This window comes from Paenibacillus sp. N3.4 (genome assembly GCF_008017805.1).
Lineage (GTDB): Bacteria > Bacillota > Bacilli > Paenibacillales > NBRC-103111 > Paenibacillus_E.
Map to the genome: position 1 here is coordinate 76,244 of NZ_VRTT01000022.1, position 18,633 is coordinate 94,876.

Annotated in this window: 16 protein-coding genes, 1 pseudogene and 1 riboswitch; of the genes and pseudogenes, 1 reads left to right on the forward strand and 16 read right to left on the reverse strand. The window is 48.2% G+C overall.

Features of this window, described 5'->3' with window-relative positions; genetic code table 11:
* Positions 1-107: 107 nt before the first annotated feature.
* The 13 genes and pseudogenes from purF to FU659_RS13515 form a co-directional block, all read right to left on the reverse strand.
* Positions 108-1,640: an amidophosphoribosyltransferase gene (gene purF, locus FU659_RS13460; RefSeq protein WP_147948046.1), complete on the reverse strand. Its 1,533-nt coding sequence runs from the start codon at positions 1,638-1,640 to the stop codon at positions 108-110.
* Positions 1,625-3,867 (reverse strand): annotated as a pseudogene (gene purL / locus FU659_RS13465) (phosphoribosylformylglycinamidine synthase subunit PurL). The gene purF and the pseudogene purL overlap by 16 nt, the downstream one beginning before the upstream one ends.
* Positions 3,845-4,540, reverse strand: a complete 696-nt coding sequence (gene purQ / locus FU659_RS13470; RefSeq protein ID WP_147948047.1) for a phosphoribosylformylglycinamidine synthase subunit PurQ — start codon at positions 4,538-4,540, stop codon at positions 3,845-3,847. The pseudogene purL and the gene purQ overlap by 23 nt, the downstream one beginning before the upstream one ends.
* A gap of 71 nt (positions 4,541-4,611) precedes the next feature.
* Positions 4,612-4,851, reverse strand: a complete 240-nt coding sequence (gene purS / locus FU659_RS13475; RefSeq protein ID WP_147948048.1) for a phosphoribosylformylglycinamidine synthase subunit PurS — start codon at positions 4,849-4,851, stop codon at positions 4,612-4,614.
* Between the two features lie 63 nt (positions 4,852-4,914).
* Positions 4,915-5,805: a phosphoribosylaminoimidazolesuccinocarboxamide synthase gene (locus FU659_RS13480; RefSeq protein ID WP_147948049.1), complete on the reverse strand. Its 891-nt coding sequence runs from the start codon at positions 5,803-5,805 to the stop codon at positions 4,915-4,917.
* A 42-nt stretch (positions 5,806-5,847) separates the two neighbouring features.
* The gene (purB, locus tag FU659_RS13485) at positions 5,848-7,143 is read right to left on the reverse strand and encodes an adenylosuccinate lyase (RefSeq protein ID WP_147948050.1); all 1,296 of its coding nucleotides are present in this window, start codon (positions 7,141-7,143) and stop codon (positions 5,848-5,850) included.
* 26 nt (positions 7,144-7,169) lie between these two features.
* Positions 7,170-8,342, reverse strand: coding sequence for a 5-(carboxyamino)imidazole ribonucleotide synthase (gene purK / locus FU659_RS13490; protein WP_147948051.1), 1,173 nt, complete (start codon positions 8,340-8,342; stop codon positions 7,170-7,172).
* Positions 8,339-8,824: a 5-(carboxyamino)imidazole ribonucleotide mutase gene (gene purE / locus FU659_RS13495; protein ID WP_147948052.1), complete on the reverse strand. Its 486-nt coding sequence runs from the start codon at positions 8,822-8,824 to the stop codon at positions 8,339-8,341. Before purE ends, purK begins: the two co-directional genes overlap by 4 nt.
* Positions 8,825-8,970: 146 nt before the next feature.
* Positions 8,971-9,072: riboswitch (purine riboswitch) on the reverse strand.
* Between the two features lie 466 nt (positions 9,073-9,538).
* Complete coding sequence (locus FU659_RS35455; RefSeq protein ID WP_187274134.1) at positions 9,539-9,697, reverse strand: hypothetical protein; 159 nt, start codon at positions 9,695-9,697, stop codon at positions 9,539-9,541.
* Positions 9,698-9,797: 100 nt separating this feature from the next.
* Positions 9,798-11,096, reverse strand: a complete 1,299-nt coding sequence (locus tag FU659_RS13500) for a dicarboxylate/amino acid:cation symporter (protein ID WP_147948053.1) — start codon at positions 11,094-11,096, stop codon at positions 9,798-9,800.
* Positions 11,097-11,161: 65 nt separating this feature from the next.
* Complete coding sequence (locus FU659_RS13505; RefSeq protein ID WP_147948054.1) at positions 11,162-12,586, reverse strand: NAD-dependent malic enzyme; 1,425 nt, start codon at positions 12,584-12,586, stop codon at positions 11,162-11,164.
* Positions 12,587-12,724: 138 nt separating this feature from the next.
* Positions 12,725-13,414: a response regulator gene (locus FU659_RS13510; protein ID WP_147948055.1), complete on the reverse strand. Its 690-nt coding sequence runs from the start codon at positions 13,412-13,414 to the stop codon at positions 12,725-12,727.
* Positions 13,392-15,008, reverse strand: a complete 1,617-nt coding sequence (locus FU659_RS13515; RefSeq protein WP_483874507.1) for an ATP-binding protein — start codon at positions 15,006-15,008, stop codon at positions 13,392-13,394. Before FU659_RS13515 ends, FU659_RS13510 begins: the two co-directional genes overlap by 23 nt.
* 106 nt (positions 15,009-15,114) lie before the next feature.
* Between FU659_RS13515 and FU659_RS13520 the strand changes: the two genes are divergently transcribed.
* The gene (locus tag FU659_RS13520; protein ID WP_147948056.1) at positions 15,115-16,191 is read left to right on the forward strand and encodes a DctP family TRAP transporter solute-binding subunit; all 1,077 of its coding nucleotides are present in this window, start codon (positions 15,115-15,117) and stop codon (positions 16,189-16,191) included.
* A gap of 127 nt (positions 16,192-16,318) precedes the next feature.
* On the opposite strand, the gene FU659_RS13525 is transcribed toward FU659_RS13520, so the two are convergent.
* From FU659_RS13525 to FU659_RS36360, 3 genes are all read right to left on the reverse strand, one after another.
* On the reverse strand, positions 16,319-16,600 hold the full coding sequence (locus FU659_RS13525; RefSeq protein ID WP_147948057.1) for a transcriptional repressor: 282 nt from the start codon (positions 16,598-16,600) through the stop codon (positions 16,319-16,321).
* 50 nt (positions 16,601-16,650) lie between these two features.
* Positions 16,651-18,114 carry a catalase gene (locus FU659_RS13530; protein WP_147948058.1) on the reverse strand — a complete coding sequence of 488 codons (1,464 nt, stop codon included), beginning with the start codon at positions 18,112-18,114 and terminating at the stop codon, positions 16,651-16,653.
* Positions 18,115-18,439: 325 nt separating this feature from the next.
* The coding region (locus FU659_RS36360; protein WP_222708543.1) for a hypothetical protein at positions 18,440-18,633 on the reverse strand (194 nt) is incomplete at its 5' end.

An 18,633-nucleotide genomic window follows, 5' to 3' on the forward strand; every position in this document is an offset into this window, starting at 1 on the left:
CGCAATCACTCCTTAGTTATGTCTATGTATCGGGAGGTCTTTCGCGATTGCGTTAGACCAACCCGTTGTTTATTCCACTATTTAACACTTCATTCGTTATTAACCATTTAATCGCAAGCACAACCAACCTTCGTTACATCTACAATCTCTGTCGGATAGCTGTTATCGAAGCAAGCCGTACAGTAGCCGCTCTTTGCGCCTGCTGAGCCTTGACCGATGGATTCCAACAATCCTTCCTTGGTCAGAAAATGCAGCGAATCGGCATTGATTGCCTTGCGAATTTCTTCAATCGAATTCATCGCTGCAATCAGCTCTTTGCGATCCGGCGTATCAATCCCATAGTAACAAGGGTTCATAAACGGCGGCGAAGAGATTCGCACGTGAACTTCGGTAGCCCCCGCTTCACGCAGCAGGTTGACGATCCGCAGGGACGTCGTTCCGCGAACGATGGAATCATCGATCATCACAACGCGCTTGCCTTCAACGACTTTACGTACCGCGCTCAGCTTCATTTTGACCCCTTGCTCACGAAGCTCCTGGCTTGGAATAATGAACGTGCGACCCGTATAGCGGTTCTTGATCAGACCCAGCTCATAAGGAATACCCGTCTGTTCGGCAAAGCCAATAGCTGCGGAAATACTGGAGTCCGGTACACCCGTTACCACATCAGCGTCCACGAAAGCTTCCATCGCCAGCTTCTTACCCATCCGCTTGCGTGCGGAGTGGATGTTCACGGTATCAATATCGCTGTCCGGACGCGCGAAGTAAATATACTCCATCGCACAGATGGCACGGTTGCTGCTCTCGGCGAAACGATCCTCATGGAATCCGTCACGGTCAAGCACAATAAGCTCGCCCGGCTGCACATCGCGGAAATACGTCGCGCCCACGGCGTCGAACGCACAGGACTCGGAAGCGAACAAGTAGGCATCCCCGAGACGTCCGATCATAAACGGACGAAGTCCGTTCGGATCGACCGCAGCGATCATTTTATCCTTGGTGATGATCAAAAAGGCAAAACCGCCGATGACTTGGGTAAGCGCATCTTTAACCGCATCCACGATATCGTCATGCTCGGAACGCGCAATTAAATGCGCAAGAACTTCCGTATCGCTGGTCGTTTGGAAAATCGAACCTTTACGCTCCAAATCACGCTTGATGATGTTGGCGTTATCCAGGTTCCCGTTCGTGGCAATCGCAAGGTCGCCCTCACGGTATTTGAACACGAGCGGCTGTGCATTCGCCAGCTTGCTTTCGCCTGCTGTGGAGTAGCGCACATGCGCAATAGCTGTTGAACCTATCAGAGGACTGAGATTTTCATTCGTGAATACCTCTTTCGCCAAACCCATACCGCGGTAATAGTTAAACTTCCCATCTTCTACCGTACAAATGCCGGCACTTTCCTGTCCACGATGCTGAAGAGCATGGAGCCCGTAATAGCAAAGTGAGGAAGCCTCGTGATGACCAAACACCCCGAAGACCCCGCACTCCTCATTCAGCTTATCAAACAATCCGCCTTGGCCGCCTACACCCTCGTTGAAGTATTCTCCTGTCCAAAGCTCGTGCTGTTTATCCCCCAGCTCTACAAGCGGAGCAGCAGGAAGCTTTAGGGCCTTAGATTGTTTCACGCCATTAGACATGGAATCGCATCCTTCCAGACTTTCGCCAGCTCGCTTATTGGAGACTGGAGACGCTGTTCGTTATTGATTTTAACGGTCAGATCTGCACCTGTGACTGTTCCGATTTCTTGATAAGGTACGCCCTGCGAAGCAACCCAGTGTTTCAAGGCATCAGCCTTATCCGGGGATGCGGAAAGTAGGATACGCGATTGGCTTTCACTGAACAAAGTGAAATCCGGGCGAAGCTCAGAAGCTACGTTAACAGCAGCGCCTAGTCGTCCGCTGATACAGCTTTCAGCCAAAGCAACAGCCAAGCCGCCTTCGGACAAGTCATGTGCGGAAGCAACAAGACCTTCTTGAATGGCTTTCAGCACGGTTGTTTGCAGACGTTTCTCTACAGCCAGATCCAATTCAGGAGGACGGCCTTCGGTTACTTCGTGAATCACATATTGGAATTCGCTGCCGCCGAGCTCCGCTTTCGTCTCACCGAGCAGGATAATGATGTCGCCTTCTTTTTTGAAGCTTTGCGTCGTGATATGGTCGATGTCATGAATCAGACCTACCATTCCGATAACCGGAGTTGGGTAGATGGCACCTTTGGAGTTCTCGTTGTACAGAGAAACGTTACCGCCGATAACCGGCGTATCCAAGAAGCGGCAAGCTTCCGCCATACCGTCCGTCGATTTCTCCAGCTGCCAGAAAATCTCTGGTTTATCCGGACTACCGAAGTTCAGGTTGTCCGTAACCGCCAATGGCTCAGCACCGGAGCAGACGACGTTGCGCGCTGCTTCGGAAACGGCGATTCGTCCGCCAACTTCCGGATCCAGGTACACATAGCGCCCGTTGCAGTCGGTCGTCATCGCGAGGCCCTTGCGGGTACCGCGAATCGTCACGACAGCTGCGTCCGAACCCGGGCGCACGGCTGTGTCTGTACGAACCATGTAGTCATACTGGTTGTACACCCACTCTTTGCTCGCTACCGTCGGAGACGCGAGCACGGATTTCAGCGCATCCGTTAGCTTCGTTACCTCTGGGTAACGAGTCGTATCGATCGCTGCGCTGGCTTCGTAATAAGCCGGCACTTTGCTCGGCTTATTGTACACTGGGCACTCGTCGACGAGTGCCCCTACAGGCATGTTCGCCACGACTTCACCGTGGTGGATCAACTTCAGGTAACCGTCATCGGTTACCTTGCCGACTTCGCGCAGTGCAAGCCCCAGCGCTCAAAAATGCCCTTGGCTTGCGCCTCATGCTTCGGCTCAACAACGAACAGCATACGCTCTTGCGACTCGGACAGCATCATTTCATAAGCTGTCATGCCTTCTTCGCGCTGCGGCACCTCATCCAGGTAAAGCTCCATGCCGTTGCCTGCTTTACTTGCCATCTCAGCGCTGGAGCAGGTAAGACCTGCAGCGCCCATATCTTGAATTCCGAGCACGATGCCGGAATCGATTAACTCTAAACATGCTTCCAGCACAAGCTTCTCCATGAATGGATCGCCGACTTGCACCGCTGGACGTTTGGCTTCCGACTCCGCTGTCAGCTCTTCGGACGCGAATGTCGCGCCGTGAATGCCGTCGCGGCCTGTCGCTGGGCCAACATAGAACACCGGGTTGCCAACGCCTTTGGCAACACCGCGTTGGATCTTATCGTGATCGATAAGCCCTACGCACATCGCATTGACGAGCGGGTTACCTTCGTAGCTCTCGTCGAACATCACTTCGCCGCCAACTGTCGGAATCCCGATACAGTTACCGTATCCGGCGATTCCGGATACAACGTGTTCGAACAAGTATTTCACGCGGTCGTTTTGCAGCTTGCCGAAACGCAAGGAATTCAGCAGCGCTACAGGGCGCGCGCCCATCGAGAAAATATCACGGATAATACCGCCCACACCTGTCGCTGCGCCTTGGAAAGGCTCAATCGCGGATGGATGGTTGTGACTTTCAATTTTGAAAACAACGGCCTGGTTGTCGCCGATATCAACGATCCCAGCGCCTTCCCCTGGCCCCATCAGAACGCGTGGTCCTGTAACCGGGAATTTGCGAAGAACAGGCTTCGAGTTTTTGTAAGAGCAATGCTCGGACCACATGACGCTGAATACGCCGATCTCCACATAGTTCGGATTACGTCCGAGGAAGCCGCAAATTTTGGCAAACTCTTCGTCCGTTACGCCCATTTGCTTGTAAATTTTCTGTTCCGCGATTTGCTCGGCTGTTGGTTCCTTAGCGGATAGCTGCTGCGTCATGTTTGTCCCTCCAAGCGCTTAGAATTGATGTGAACATTTTCTTACCGTCTGCCGAACCCAGAATCTCATGAATGGCACGTTCTGGATGGGGCATCATACCTACTACATTTCCTGCTTTGTTGCTGATTCCTGCGATATCATCCAGCGATCCGTTCGGGTTGCTGCCCGCTTCGTAACGGAACACGATTTGTTTGTTTTCTTGCAGTTCTTTCAGTGTTGCTTCATCACAATAGTAGTTGCCTTCGCCGTGCGCGATTGGAATATCAATCAGCTCGCCTTCGGCATAATCGCGTGTGAACGCTGTGTTGTTGTTCTCTACTTTGAGGATCGTTTGGTGGCAGCGGAACTTCATTCCGTTGTTGCGCAGCAGCGCTCCCGGCAGCAATCTTGCTTCTGTTAACACTTGGAATCCGTTACAAATACCTAGAATGTATTTGCCTTCTTCCGCCGCTTTGACGACAGATTTCATCACGTTCGTGAATTGCGCAATCGCTCCGCAACGCAAGTAATCCCCATAAGAGAATCCACCTGGCACGAGAATGCAGTCGTATTTGGACAAGTCGTCTTCTGTATGCCATACATAATCAACGGGCTGGCCGATTGTATCTTCGATTGCTTTGTACAAATCGATGTCGCAGTTTGATCCCGGAAACACAAGAACTGCAAAATTCATGACGTATTCCTCCTCAGAGTTTAGCTTTAGCTAAACTTTCTTCGTAAGCATTTTCGTTTTACTTTGGCTTATTACGCCAACTCGTAGCGGTAGTCTTCGATGACCGTGTTTGCAAGCAGCTTCTCACACATTGCTTTTACGCGTGCTTCTGCTTCTGCTTTATCGTTCGTATCCAGTTCCAATTCCAAGTATTTACCGATGCGCACTTTGCCAACTTCCTCGAAACCCATCGAATGAAGCGCTCCTTGCACCGCAGTTCCTTGAACGTCCAAGACGTTTTGTTTAATCGTTACATAGACGGTTGCTTTCATTGTCTAATCTCTCCTTAGGGTTATTCGCCAGCATTCTGGCATCGGAAGCATCCGCTTCGCTTCTTAATCTACCAAGCGGTGAAGAATCTCTTTATATCGGTTCGATGTTTCTTCCACAACAGAAGCTGGAAGCTCATCCGGCTCGCTATTTTTATCCCAACCCGAACCTGCCAGGTACGTACGAACGGGTTCTTTGTCCATCGAATCAATCTCGATATCCAGGGCGTATTTCTCTTGTGACCAGTAACGGGAGGAATCCGGCGTGAATATTTCATCAATAATAATGAGTTCACCTGCATAAAAGCCGAATTCAAACTTCGTATCTGCTAAAATAATGCCTTTTTGCTCACAGATCGCATGAGCCATAGTGTAAAGCATAATGCTCTTCTCCTGCAGTTCGTAAGTCAGCTGTTCACCGACCAACGCCGCCATTTGGTCCACGGAAATGTCTTCGTCATGGCCGACATCATTTTTCGCCGCAGGCGTGAAAATCGGGTTTTCCAGACGTTGATTCTTGCGCAAGCCTTCCGGCAGCTTACGGCCATTAATTTCACCCGTTTGCTCGTACTGTCTCCAGCCGTTGCCTGTAATGTACCCGCGAACGACGCATTCAATAGAGATGCGCTCCGCTTTTTTCGCTACAATAATACGCTCTCTCAGAAGCTCTCTCGCATCCGCATCCGGAATAATGTCTTGCAACTGATCGACGTCTGTGTGCACGATATGGTTTTTCATATAACCGCTCGTCACGCCAAACCAGTATTTGCTAAGCGCATTTAGTACATATCCTTTATCAGGAACACCTGGCTTCAGGATGTAATCAAAAGCGGAAATCCGATCCGTTACCACGATCAGGAAGTTCTCGCCCAAATCATACAGCTCACGCACTTTGCCTTTGTGAACCAGAGGCGCCTTAACAAGCTCAGCCGCAGAACCCAATATGTTGCTTGCCACGAACCACACACATCCTTCTTGGTATAATGAAATGTTTGCTCTCTATTTCAAACCTAAACGGTCGAAGATCGTGTCTACGTGTTTCAAATGCCAGCTCGGATCGAAGCAATCCGCGATTTCTTCCGGGCTTAAAACTTCGGTAATGACAGAAGCATTTTCAACGATTTCACGGAATGAACGCTGCTCTTCCCATGCTTGCATCGCTCTAGGCTGTACCGTATCGTAAGCTTGCTCACGCGCAAAGCCTTTATCGATCAGCTTCGTCATGACGCGGCCTGAGAAAGGAACATCGTACGTGCTGCGCATGTTGCGTTTCATATTTTCAGGGAACACAGTCAAGTTCTTGATGATGTTGCCCAGACGGTTCAGCATATAGTTCAAAAGCTGCGTGGCATCCGGCAAAATAATACGCTCAACGGAGGAGTGCGAGATATCGCGCTCATGCCATAGCGTCACGTTCTCGTAAGCGGAAACCATGTGGCCGCGAATGACACGGGACAAGCCGGAGATGCTTTCGCAACCGATTGGGTTACGTTTGTGCGGCATAGCGGACGATCCTTTTTGCCCTTTAGCAAACGGCTCTTCCACTTCACGGAATTCGCTCTTTTGAAGCGCACGGATTTCAGTCGCGAACTTATCCAGGGATGTGGCAACCAATGCCAATGTCGCCATGTATTCTGCGTGACGGTCACGCTGCAGCGTTTGTGTGGAAATTGGTGCAGCTTTCGTGCCCAGCTTGCCGCATACATATTGCTCAACGAACGGGTCGATGTTCGCGTAGGTGCCTACCGCACCTGAGATTTTGCCGAATTGCACGCCATCAGCAGCAAAACGGAAACGCTCCAGGTTACGCTTCATTTCCTCGTACCACAGGGCCATTTTTAGACCAAAAGTTGTCGGCTCGGCATGTACGCCATGCGTTCTGCCCATCATTGCCGTATCTTTATGTTCAATCGCTTTATTGCGCAGAATTTCAATGAAGTTCTGAATATCTTTATCCAAGATTTCGTTGGCTTGACGAAGCAAGTAACCAAGCGCCGTATCCACAACGTCCGTGGAAGTCAAACCGTAGTGAACCCACTTGCGCTCAGCGCCGAGCGTCTCGGAAACAGCTCTCGTGAAGGCGATCACGTCATGGCGCGTCTCTTGCTCGATTTCATAGATGCGGTCGATATTGAAGCTTGCGTTCTCGCGCAGCACCTTCACATCTTCCTTAGGGATGACTCCAAGCTCTGACCAAGCTTCGCAAGAAAGAATCTCTACTTCAAGCCATGCTTGGAATTTGTTTTCCTCAGTCCAAATGCGTGCCATTTCCGGGCGTGTATAACGTTCGATCATTTTGCCGTTCCTCCAATGATTATCATTTACTTACTTTCCCAAATGCCTGTGCGTTCTATCCAAGCCAGTGCTTTCTCGGCATCGCTGGTCAGGAGATTGATGTGTCCCATTTTGCGTTTTTCTTTCGCTTCCAGCTTACCGTATAAATGAACCTTCGCGCTTACACCTAATTCTTCGCTTTCCAGAAAGCCTGGTTGGTCGATTTGTTGCTCAAGTGGAGCGATATGCTCACCAAGCAAATTCACCATGACCACAGGAGACATGAGCTCCGTGGAGCCGAGTGGCAAGTTGCAAATCGCGCGAACATGCTGTTCAAACTGCGAGGTACGGCACGCTTCCATCGTATAATGACCCGAGTTGTGCGGCCGCGGCGCCAGCTCATTGACATAAAGCTGGCCATCCTTGGTCAAAAATAACTCTACCGCGATCAGTCCGATCACACCCAGCGATTCGGCTATGCGTATCGCCAATAGCTCAGCCTCGTGCTGCACAGCAGATGAGATGCGAGCCGGCACAATCGATTGATGCAGGATGTTATGTACATGTATATTTTCAGCGGCAGGAAAAGCCTTGACCTCACCGCGTGGACTTCTTGCTGCAATCACCGATAATTCCTTATCGAAATGAATGAATTGTTCGAGCACGAGCTCTGTTTTGGCGCGGCTGAGGGTTTCGTAAGCTTCCTCTACCTCCTCCAGCGAGCGAATCACCCACTGGCCTTTGCCGTCATAACCGCCTGTTGCTGTTTTGAGCACACACGGTGTGCCAAATCGCAAGACAGCTTCTTTCAGCGCCGCAGCGCTCGTGATTTCTGCATAGGGCGCGACAGGCACGCCTGCTGCTTCTATAGCTCTTTTTTCCCGCAACCGATGCTGCGTTGTATATAATAGATGGCTTCCCTGTGGAACATAGGACTCTTTCATTAAGATGTCTGTCACATGGGCATCCACGTTCTCGAACTCGTACGTGATAACGTCCGACCGTGATGCCAGCTTTCTTGCCGCCTCGACATCGTCGAAGCTCGCTTGAATCTGCTCATCGGCGACTTGGCCGCAAGGCGCGTCCTCCGTCGGATCGAGCGTCACGAAGCGATAGCCCATGTTGCGTCCGGCCAAAGCCAGCATGCGGCCTAGTTGCCCGCCGCCCAAGACGCCGATCGTTCCACCGGGCTTGATGACTTTACTGCTGGTCTCGCTCATAACAGGTCACTGCTTTCGATAACCGTTTGCGCAATGCGCTCGCGGCGCGCTCTGACTTTCGCTTGCAGCTCAGGCTCGAATGCTCCGAGGATCTGCGCAGCGAGCAGTCCGGCATTCGTTGCGCCCGCATGTCCGATTGCCACAGTTGCGACAGGAATGCCGCCCGGCATTTGCACAATCGACAGCAGTGAATCAAGTCCATTCAGTGTGGACGTTTTCACTGGAACACCAATAACCGGAAGCTCTGTTTTGGCTGCTACCATCCCTGGTAAATGCGCCGCCCCGCCTGCTCCGGCAATAATGACTTGAATGCCTCGGCTTGCTGCCGATGACGCATATTCGAACATAAGGTCAGGCGTTCTGTGCGCGGAAACAACTTTCTTCTCATAAGGCACTTCCAGCTCTTCCAATATGTCGCAAGCGTGCTTCATCGTTTCCCAATCCGACTGGCTTCCCATTATGACACCAACACGTACACTCATCACTAACCCACTCTCAAAAAGGTGATTTTTTGTATGGAAACAAAGTCTCTCATTCCAACTTAAAAATGCCCAGCACTAGAATACACGATTCTATAAACTGGACAGCAAAAGAACCGAATGCAAAAAGACCATCATCTTTCTATGGTTTCCCTCATTCGCTTCCTCGTAGTCCAAAAATTCATGGTTTTTGGGTAGAAACTTTCAGGCCTTATCCCTGATTTTATACGAGTTGATTCGACATTTTCAATTAGTGCGGCTTCATTCCCGCTTACCTAGTTTACTACCAACTGACGTGCCGTGTCAATTTAGAAAAACGAACGATTTTTAGTTATTTCTTTCCGATAGTTCGCTTTTTAGTCGATTTTCGGTGCATCCGAATGGTTCGAGACCTAAAATACGAATCTCATTCATCTTTAGAGTACAAAATTGTTGAATCATTGTTCGTATGTAAGCCAATTTTTAGCCTAGAATACTTTCGACATGACATTCATGATCATTTTCAAAACCAGCGGCATGCGAAAAAAAGAGGATGTTCTTTAGCTGATAAGCTTGAACACCCTCTTTTACTATTTTTTTTGGCTCATCGTTAGAATCATTGCTTGACTTTAAACATTCTGGTACGAATAGTACCATGCGGGTTCGGGTCCCACCCGTCTCGACTGCGATTGTAGAACGATTGGATAGGCAAGCGGACACAGTAGCCGTTATTTGCCCTTATCCCTTGCCATGCACCTGCTCCGCGGACATACGTTCCGTTAAGGACAGTGAAATCGTAGACATCGGCCCATTATCGCTCGAATAACGGCGCTGATGTCCACTAAGTTCCCAAATAAGCCCTTCAAGACTACAATAACGGATCCACGGTCCGTTCATCACCCCAGCCCTCTTGCCCCCTCTATCCTTTCATCAAGCACAGATTCCAATGTCGAACCTTCTTTTTTATACAAATTAGCAAGCGCCTTCATGAATCGCTCTATAAGGACGAAGCTTTTTTTACGGGCAAAGTTTCTTTAGACACTTGTAAAACGGGACTTGAATCTGAATCTGGATTCGGATGAAATTGATTTTCGCTTTTGGCGATTACAATTGTCGCAACGCTATTGCCAATAATGTTCGTGATAGCTCTAGCTTCCGACATGAAACGGTCTACCCCGATCAAGAGCGCCATTCCTTCTATTGGAATGACGTTATTCGGAATCGCCGCCAGCGTAGCCGCTAATGTGACGAAACCCGATCCCGTAACGCCAGCCGCGCCCTTCGAAGTCAGCATCAGCACACCAAGGAAGGTCAGCACCTGTATCCAGTCGAGATGAACGCCATACGCTTGTGCAATGAACAACCCTGCCATGGACAAATAAATAGATGTGCCATCCAAGTTGAACGAGTATCCCGTAGGAACGACAAGTCCGACAACAGGCTTGGAGGCACCGAACTTCTCCAGCTTTTCCATGACCCGTGGCAGCGCGGATTCGGATGAAGACGTCCCTAGTACAAGCAACAGCTCTTCTTTGATGAATCGCAGCAGTTTAAAAATACTGAAACCGTATATCTTGCAAATCGTTCCTAACACAACGAAGATGAACAAGGCCATGGTTACATAAACAGACCCCATCATTTTACCCAGTGAGAATAAGGAGTGCACGCCGAATTTGCCGATCGTATAAGACATGGCACCAAAAGCAGCAATCGGAGAGAATTTCATGATGATCGCAACAATACGGAAGAAAACTTCATTCGTTTTCTCAAAAAAGGTCGTAACCGGTTTAACCCTATCACCAAGACCCGCCATCGCTAAGCCAAATAGGACGGAAAAGAATAACACCGGAAGCATATCGCCTTTAGCGAACGCAGCCATCACGTTATCAGGAACGACACCCGTAATGAAATCCAAGAATCCATGGCTGCTATCTGCCGCTTGTTTCGTATATTTCGCCACATCCGCAGCTTTCACAGCACTTGTGTTCATCCCTGCACCTGGATGAAACATATACATAACGGCAATACCGATAGCCATAGCAAACGTAGTGATGATTTCGAAGTATAACAGCGCTTTACCGCCGATTCGACCTATTTTCTTCAAATCGCCCATGCCCGAGAAACCGATTACAATGGTAAAGAAAACGATCGGAGCAATCACCATCTTGATCATCTTCACAAATATATCGGAAAGTATTTTTAAGTTATCCGCTTGTTGTGGAAAAATCACCCCCACTGCAATTCCTAGCACAATCGCTACCAATACCTGCACCGTTAAGTTTTTTCCAAGTCTCATATGAATCCTCCTTAAAGTCTTGTCTAAACAAAACTTTCTTCGTAAGCGTAAGCCCTGTCCATCATCTAGGCCTGCACTTTTTCCTTGCGTCTTCTGGCAACTCCATCTTCATAAGCCGCATGAATGACAGCCTCTCTGACTCGTTCTGCTACGGACTGATTGAATACGCTTGGAATGATGTAATACTCATTCAATTCATCCTCTTGAACGACAGATGCAATGGCCTTGGCCGCAGCAAGCTTCATATTTTCCGTCACTCTGGATGCTCTACAATCCAGCAATCCTCGGAACAAGCCCGGGAAGCACAGCACATTATTGATCTGGTTCGGATAATCGGAACGTCCGGTCGCCATGACCCTTACGTAAGGCTCAGCCTCTTCGGGAAGAATTTCCGGCACTGGGTTTGCCATCGCAAAGACAATCGGATCAGCCGCCATTTTCGCGACGTCCTCCTTCTTTAGAACACCTGGACCTGACACGCCGATAAATATATCGGCTCCCTCTATAACCTCCGACAACGAACCGTGAATCTGCTCTGGGTTGGTGTGTTCCGCATACCACTGCCAGAATGGGTTGTCGTACACACCCTCTCTTGTAATGGCTCCGAATCGATCAACGCCGACGATATTTCGAACACCCGCTGCCATCAGCATTTTCGTGCATGCCGTACCTGCTGCTCCAATGCCGCAAAGCACAACTTTACAATCCTCAAGCTTCTTGTTCACGATCTTGACCGCATTGAACAACCCTGCCAAAAGCACAACAGCTGTACCATGCTGATCATCATGAAAGACCGGAATATCCAGTTCCTCAATAAGCCGCTGTTCGATTTCAAAGCATCTGGGTGCCGATATATCCTCCAAGTTAATTCCACCGAACGTTGGAGATAACGCTTTCACAATAGACACGATTTCATCTGTATCCTGTGTAGCCAGACATATAGGAAATGCATCAACGCCTGCCAATTGCTTAAACAACATGGCCTTTCCTTCCATTACAGGCATTGCTGCTTCAGGTCCGATATTCCCAAGACCCAGCACGGCAGTTCCATCCGAGATGACCGCAACCGTATTACGTTTAATCGTTAATGTATGGGCAAGCGACGGCTTTTCGTGGATCGCCATGCACACTTTGGCCACTCCCGGTGTATACACCCTGGAAAGATCATCCCGATTTTTGATCGGATACTTTGGACTCATTTCGATCTTCCCGCCCAAATGAAGCAGGAACGTTTGATCCGAAACATGCACGATTTTCACTCCCGCTAATGTGCGGATAGCCGAGGCGATCAGCTCGGTGTGCTTGTTATCGTACACGTTGATCGTAATATCTCGGACCGTAATGTTTTTGTCCGTTCGAACGACATCAATGGCTATGATATCTCCGCCCGCATCACTAATGGCCGTGGCAACACTACCGAATGAAACGGTATCCTTATCCAATTCAAGCCGCAAAATAATACTTGTATTAACTCCCGATGGGATCGACATATTCTTCACCTCAAGCGATATTAGAATTTGTTGAATCGATTTCTGTCTTCATGATATCGCTTTCATAATAAGACGTGAAGAATTTGACCATATTGGTTCTTATGGTCTTTTTGGTCTTCACTATTCATTTATACTCTTTTACTTGACGACACCCACACGTAACGATTGACGGCGCCCGATACCGCCATAGGTAAGATCAAGCTTCACCTGTTTGCTTTTCTCCAAAAACTCTAAATACCTGCGAGCAGTTACTCTTGCCAAGCCCACACCCTCAGCAACCTCTTCGGCGGATAACGATTTCTGCTGCTGCATGAGAAACAGCATGACCTGTTTCATCGTCAGCTCCTGCAGTCCTTTGGGCAAATCCAACTGCACGTTGACGGACACAGAGTTAGGAACGCTACCATGCAATAATTGATCCAGCTCAGCTTGCGATAAATTCGTGTCTTTGCTTAGTCTTCTCTTCATCGTTTGGTAATTTTCCAGCGCTTCTTGGACTCGTTCAAACTTGAACGGCTTTACGATGTAATCAACCGCACCTTGATGGAGCATGCGCTGGATGGTTGGTATATCGTTAGCAGCCGTAATAACAATGGCATCAACACCAAGCTGCTCACTGCGAATCTGCTGCAGCACCTCGGTTCCGTTTTGTCCAGGCATATAAATGTCCAGAATTACTAGGTCTGGCTGTAGTTTGCGAACTTTCTCGATGCCTTCCGTACCATTGGATGATGTTCCAACAATTTCAAATCCAGGAATCCGTTCGACAAACTGCTTATTCACTTCAAGAACCATCGGATCGTCCTCAATCAGTACGACTCTGTACATCCCTATCATCCTCCTTCCTCTTGTTCATGGGAAAAGAGAGCATGAAGCTCGTTCCCGCTCCAAGCTCCGACTCCACCTCGAGGTGCGCCCCGCATTTATTCACGATATTTTGGATTAAGTACAAGCCAATTCCCCTATTTTCTGTCGACTTTGTAGAAAAGCCCCGCTCAAATATATGCTGCCTGGTCTCCTCATTCATCCCAATTCCGTTATCCTCGACCATCATAGACAATACCTCATCATCCTGTTCGATGCTGATAAATACTTCTCGTTTGCCTTCCTTATCCTTTAAAGCATCAAACGCATTCTCAATTAAATTGCCTAAAATGACGACGATATCGTGCTGATCCAAATTGTCCGGAAATTGCATCAATCTGCTTGCCCGGTCCAGCCGAACATCAATGCCTAACTCCCTGCCGCGGCTAATTTTCCCTAAAAGCAAGCCTGCTGCGTTCTCATTCACAATCTTACTAGAGACAAAGCTGCTCAATTCAGACTGCGCCTCCATCGTTTGAAACAAATAATCCAGCGCTTTCTGCTTATGATCCAGCTGGATCAAGCCCCCGATTGTATGAAGCTTATTCATGTATTCATGATTTTGCACACGAAGTGCATCGACAAACGCTTTCACACCGGTTAGCTCCTCGGCGATTTTCGTCACCTCCGTGCGGTCTTGAAAAATAGCGACCGCGCCGACCGTTTGATTTCCCACTTTAATCGGAACCCGATTACTCATAATATGGGCGGGTCCAATATGGAGCTCTTGATTAAAAATGGCATGATTGAGCTGCAAAATCTCTGGGAGTCTCGTATCCGGCAGCACCTCGCGGATAGGACGCCCCAGCACTTCGCCTTCAATATGAAGCATATTTTTGGCCTTGTCGTTAAATACGGTTACGTATTCACGGCTATCTATCGCAATAACCCCTTCATGCATCGCGTTGAAAGTAGCCGTTCGTTCGACGAGCAGCTGCGCTATCTCCTCGGGCTCCAGACGAAACATTTGCTCTTTAATATGCCGTGAGAGCATCCACGAACCCCAAACACCAAACAGCAAAGACAAGAGGACTGTCACATAAATTTGTCCCCTCATATCAAGAATGATTCCCTTCAAGCCAGGAACCATTTTTCCCACCAATACAACACCGATTTGCTCGTGCTGCTCATTCATGACAGGGACGAAGGCTCTGAGCGCCGTCCCTTGCTCTCCTTTTGCCTTAGAAAGATAAGTATGCTCGGCAAATGCGGAGTGCTCGTCTGCTCCCTGCGAAAGTTCCCCGATCCGGGAGGATACTGGGTGAGACCAACGAATGCCGTTCATATCCATAACAACAATATAGTCAACGTCATTAATAATTCGTATGCGCTCAGTAACCGTATTAATTTCCTGCTTGTGGCCCTGTTCGGTCAGTCCACTAATGATTGAGGGCAATTGGGTAACCGTGCGTGCAGTCACAAGCAATCTCTGTCCAAGCTCTTGTTCCTGAAGATGAACCACACGACCGATCAAAATGATCCCGCCAATACAAATCGCAAACAGCACGATACCGAACGACATCATCGTTATTTTCCAATTCATGCGAAGTCCCTTGATCTTAAGCACCTTATCCCCCCTTCTGACATTCCCGTTTATATCTACGATCATCATACATTATGATACACTGAATTTACACTTACGGATCTGATGGAGGTAGATAAACATGAGAACATTTGTTGGAATCACCCTATTCATTCTAATTGGACTCCTAACAGCAGTGGTCTTCGGTTTCTCGTCACAACTTAATCATGGACCGATTGTTTATGATGATGAACAGCTCGGACTCGGTGAGCAAAAAGTCATTCGATTCAGCTTTATTGTGGCGGAGAATACACCCAAAGGTTTAGCCGCTCAAGAGTTTGCCCGATTAGTCAAAGAAAAAACAAATGACACCATCAAGGTGGAGTTGTTTGCGAACGGCACCTTATATAATGAAATGGACGAAGTTGGGGCTTTGCAGCGAGGCAGCATTCAAATGATTGCGCCAAGCTTTTCTAATATATCCGAGGTCATTCCCGAGTGGATGGTCATGGATCTTCCATTCGCTTTTCCGAATGAAGAGGCTGTAGAAAAAGCATTTCAAGGCAAGATCGGAGATCTCCTCATGCGCAAATTGGAACCAAAAGGAATGATAGGACTAGGCTTTTGGGCCAATGGATTTCAGCAGATGACCTCCAACCGTGGCCAGCTAGTCCATCCAGAAGATTTTCGAGATTTGAAATTTCGCATTCTTCCAAGCAAAGTGATTGAAGCACAATTTCGCCAATTGAAGGCCAAGACAGCACCCATTCCCTTCAATCAAGTGTACCGCAGCATGGAATCCGGCGAAGTTGATGCAGGTGAGAACACCATCTCGAACATTTACTCTAGAAAGCTGTATCAGGTGCAAAAGTATTTGACAATAAGCAATCACGCCTATTTAGGCTATGGCGTGCTGATGAATAAAGCATTCTGGGAGAAGCTTTCGGTGGAGCAGCAAAAAGCAATCAGTGAAGCCATGCAGGAATCGACGATTTGGGCGAATCAAAATGCGATCTCCCTCAATCAGAAACAATGGGATGAGTTAAATAAAATCGGTCAAATGACGGTTCATATCCTAACCAATGAGGAAAGAAATGAGTGGCAGCAAGCACTTGAACCTGTCTATGAAGAAGCTCGAAGTTACATAGGCAAGGAGCTCATGGATGCCGTGAACGAACTCAGACACCAGTATGCTGGAACTCAAACAGGTTTATACTAAATAAGGGGTAAGCTTCGCTCACCCCAAACCCAAAAACATATAAATTATATGTTAAAAAAAGCGCTGCAGTCGCGGGAGAGGGCATTTACCTCTTTTACGCTGCAGCGCCTTATATTTTATAGCATAGTTACGAGCTAATCGCCGCTTCATACCGCAAGGAGGTATCGATCACGGCCAATTCTTTTACCAAGCCAAGTTGTTTGAATACATGCAAGCTGCTGTTCACCGTCATCGCATTGATATGAGGATACTTCACGCTCAGCGCCTCACAAATATCTTTGACCGTTGCAGAGCTGCCTTTCGCATAAAGAACGCCAATAACGCACGCCGCTGCGGGGTTAAGGTGATATTTTTGGAGCGCATTCGTTGCAAAGCTTGATTCCAATCGTGTTGAGCCATCATTGACCAACCTCCTCTACGATTTTTATGGGCTAATGCCTTTATATGTCTATCAACTATTTATCCATGCAAGTGCTTCAGGTATCCTGAAATGTCAACATTCAAGCCTGCTGCCAAGCTTTCTCCCAGTTTCGCATCTGCTCTGTAGAAATTGCAGATCGCCAGCAGCTTCGATTTCTCATGAACCGATGATAGATCGCCGACCAGATTGGAAATAAAGTTGGCTTGCTCCTGCTCGCTGAAACTGCGGAAAGTGTCTCCGGCTTGCGCGAAATCATTCGTTTTGGCGATTTTTTGCCTGCCTGCGTTTCCATTGATCGGTGCGCTGCTGTCGCGGTATTCCAGCGCTTCCTTAGGCGTATCCGTGTGACGCGTTGGCTCGTAATTGACACTGCCGGACTGCGATTTCATCTGCATAGCCCCATCGCGTTGGTTATTCTGCACAGTCGCATAAGGACAGTTCACCGGAATTTGCAAGTAATTCGCGCCTAAGCGGTGTCGTTGCGTATCGGGATAGGAAAAGAGACGTCCTTGTAGTAGCTTATCTTCGGAAGGCTCGATGCCAGCAACCAGCACGCTAGGCGCAAATGCAGCCTGCTCCACATCAGCAAAAAAGTTTTGCGGGTTGCGGTTTAACGTCATTGTGCCAACCTTTTGCAAAGGAATGATGTCCTCCGGCCACACTTTAGTTGGATCTAGCGGATCGAAATCATAAGCATCCAAATCCTCAGGCTGCAGCAATTGCACGTGCAGATCCCATTTCGGGAATTCACCGCGGGCAATATGATCATATAAATCGCGCGTTGCATGGCTGAAATCTTCGCCCTGAACGGCGGAAGCTTCCGCTTTACTCAAATTGCGAACGCCTTGATGCGGCTTCCAGTGGTATTTCACATAGACATAGTTGCCCACGGAATTAATCCATTTAAACGCATGGACACCAAAACCGTTCATTTCCCGATAATTCGCCGGTGTTCCATAGTCTGAGAACACCCAAGTCAGCATATGCGTCGATTCCGGCGTCAGTGACATGAAATCCCAATAGCGATCAGGTGTCTGAACATTCGTGTCTGGTGCCGGTTTTAGAGAATGAACCATATCTGGGAATTTCATGGCATCACGAATAAAGAAAACAGGCAGATTATTGCCGACCAAATCGTAATTGCCTTCTTCTGTATAAAATTTAACCGCGAAGCCGCGCGGATCACGCGCAGTTTCCGGTGAACTTTGACCATGAATAACCGTAGAAAAACGAACGAATAATGGCGTTTCCTTACCCACTTCGCCAAAGAGCGCAGCCTTCGTATATCGTCTCATCGCATTCTCTACGACAAACGTACCAAAGGCACCCGCTCCACGCGCATGAACCACTCGCTCCGGAATACGCTCTCGATCGAAATGTGCAATCTTCTCTAATAAATGATAATCTTCCAGCAGCGTAGGTCCATTCTGTCCGGCCGTTCGGGAGTTCTGGTTATCGCCTACGGGTGCACCTTGGTTCGTTGTTAAGTGGTTATGGGACATTTGCATTCTCCTTTGTAGGTTAAATTGACGGAAATGAGGGCAATGAGGGAAAATTAGGGTAATGAGAGTAATGAGAGTAATGAGAGTAATGAGAGTAATGAGAGTAATGAGAGTAATGAGAGTAATGAGAGTAATGAGAGTAATGAGAGTAATGAGGGAAATCAGCTAAATGAACGAAATGATGGAAATGACGGAAGGTACCTTCGCCTTTTCTTCTTATTTATAATAATTATAATATAATATCTATTTTATTTAAAGTGAGAAGAGTTGTCAATAACTCTTGATATAAGAGCTATAAGAAAAACCGCCAAGGAATCTGACGGTCCTATCTATAAGCACGGTTGTTTTCAGATTTACAGTTCAACATACCGCCTGTTTTCTCTTCTTCCTTCGCTGTAAGCTCGTTTTTCGTGCTTACAGCGTCGCTGACGGGCCACTTGCCTTCCGTAACGCGGAAAAACAGCTTTACAGCTGATATTCCGTCACATTTCCTCTTTTCCCTTCGCTGTAAGCTCGTTT

Coding starts and splice junctions, on each gene's coding strand:
- purF (WP_147948046.1), bottom strand. CDS start 1,640: ATGTCTAATGGCGTGAAACAATCTAAGGCCCTAAAGCTTCCTGCTGCT.
- purQ (WP_147948047.1), bottom strand. CDS start 4,540: ATGAATTTTGCAGTTCTTGTGTTTCCGGGATCAAACTGCGACATCGAT.
- purS (WP_147948048.1), bottom strand. CDS start 4,851: ATGAAAGCAACCGTCTATGTAACGATTAAACAAAACGTCTTGGACGTT.
- purB (WP_147948050.1), bottom strand. CDS start 7,143: ATGATCGAACGTTATACACGCCCGGAAATGGCACGCATTTGGACTGAG.
- purK (WP_147948051.1), bottom strand. CDS start 8,342: ATGAGCGAGACCAGCAGTAAAGTCATCAAGCCCGGTGGAACGATCGGC.
- purE (WP_147948052.1), bottom strand. CDS start 8,824: ATGAGTGTACGTGTTGGTGTCATAATGGGAAGCCAGTCGGATTGGGAA.
- FU659_RS35455 (WP_187274134.1), bottom strand. CDS start 9,697: ATGAACGGACCGTGGATCCGTTATTGTAGTCTTGAAGGGCTTATTTGG.
- FU659_RS13500 (WP_147948053.1), bottom strand. CDS start 11,096: ATGAGACTTGGAAAAAACTTAACGGTGCAGGTATTGGTAGCGATTGTG.
- FU659_RS13505 (WP_147948054.1), bottom strand. CDS start 12,586: ATGTCGATCCCATCGGGAGTTAATACAAGTATTATTTTGCGGCTTGAA.
- FU659_RS13510 (WP_147948055.1), bottom strand. CDS start 13,414: ATGTACAGAGTCGTACTGATTGAGGACGATCCGATGGTTCTTGAAGTG.
- FU659_RS13520 (WP_147948056.1), top strand. CDS start 15,115: ATGAGAACATTTGTTGGAATCACCCTATTCATTCTAATTGGACTCCTA.
- FU659_RS13530 (WP_147948058.1), bottom strand. CDS start 18,114: ATGTCCCATAACCACTTAACAACGAACCAAGGTGCACCCGTAGGCGAT.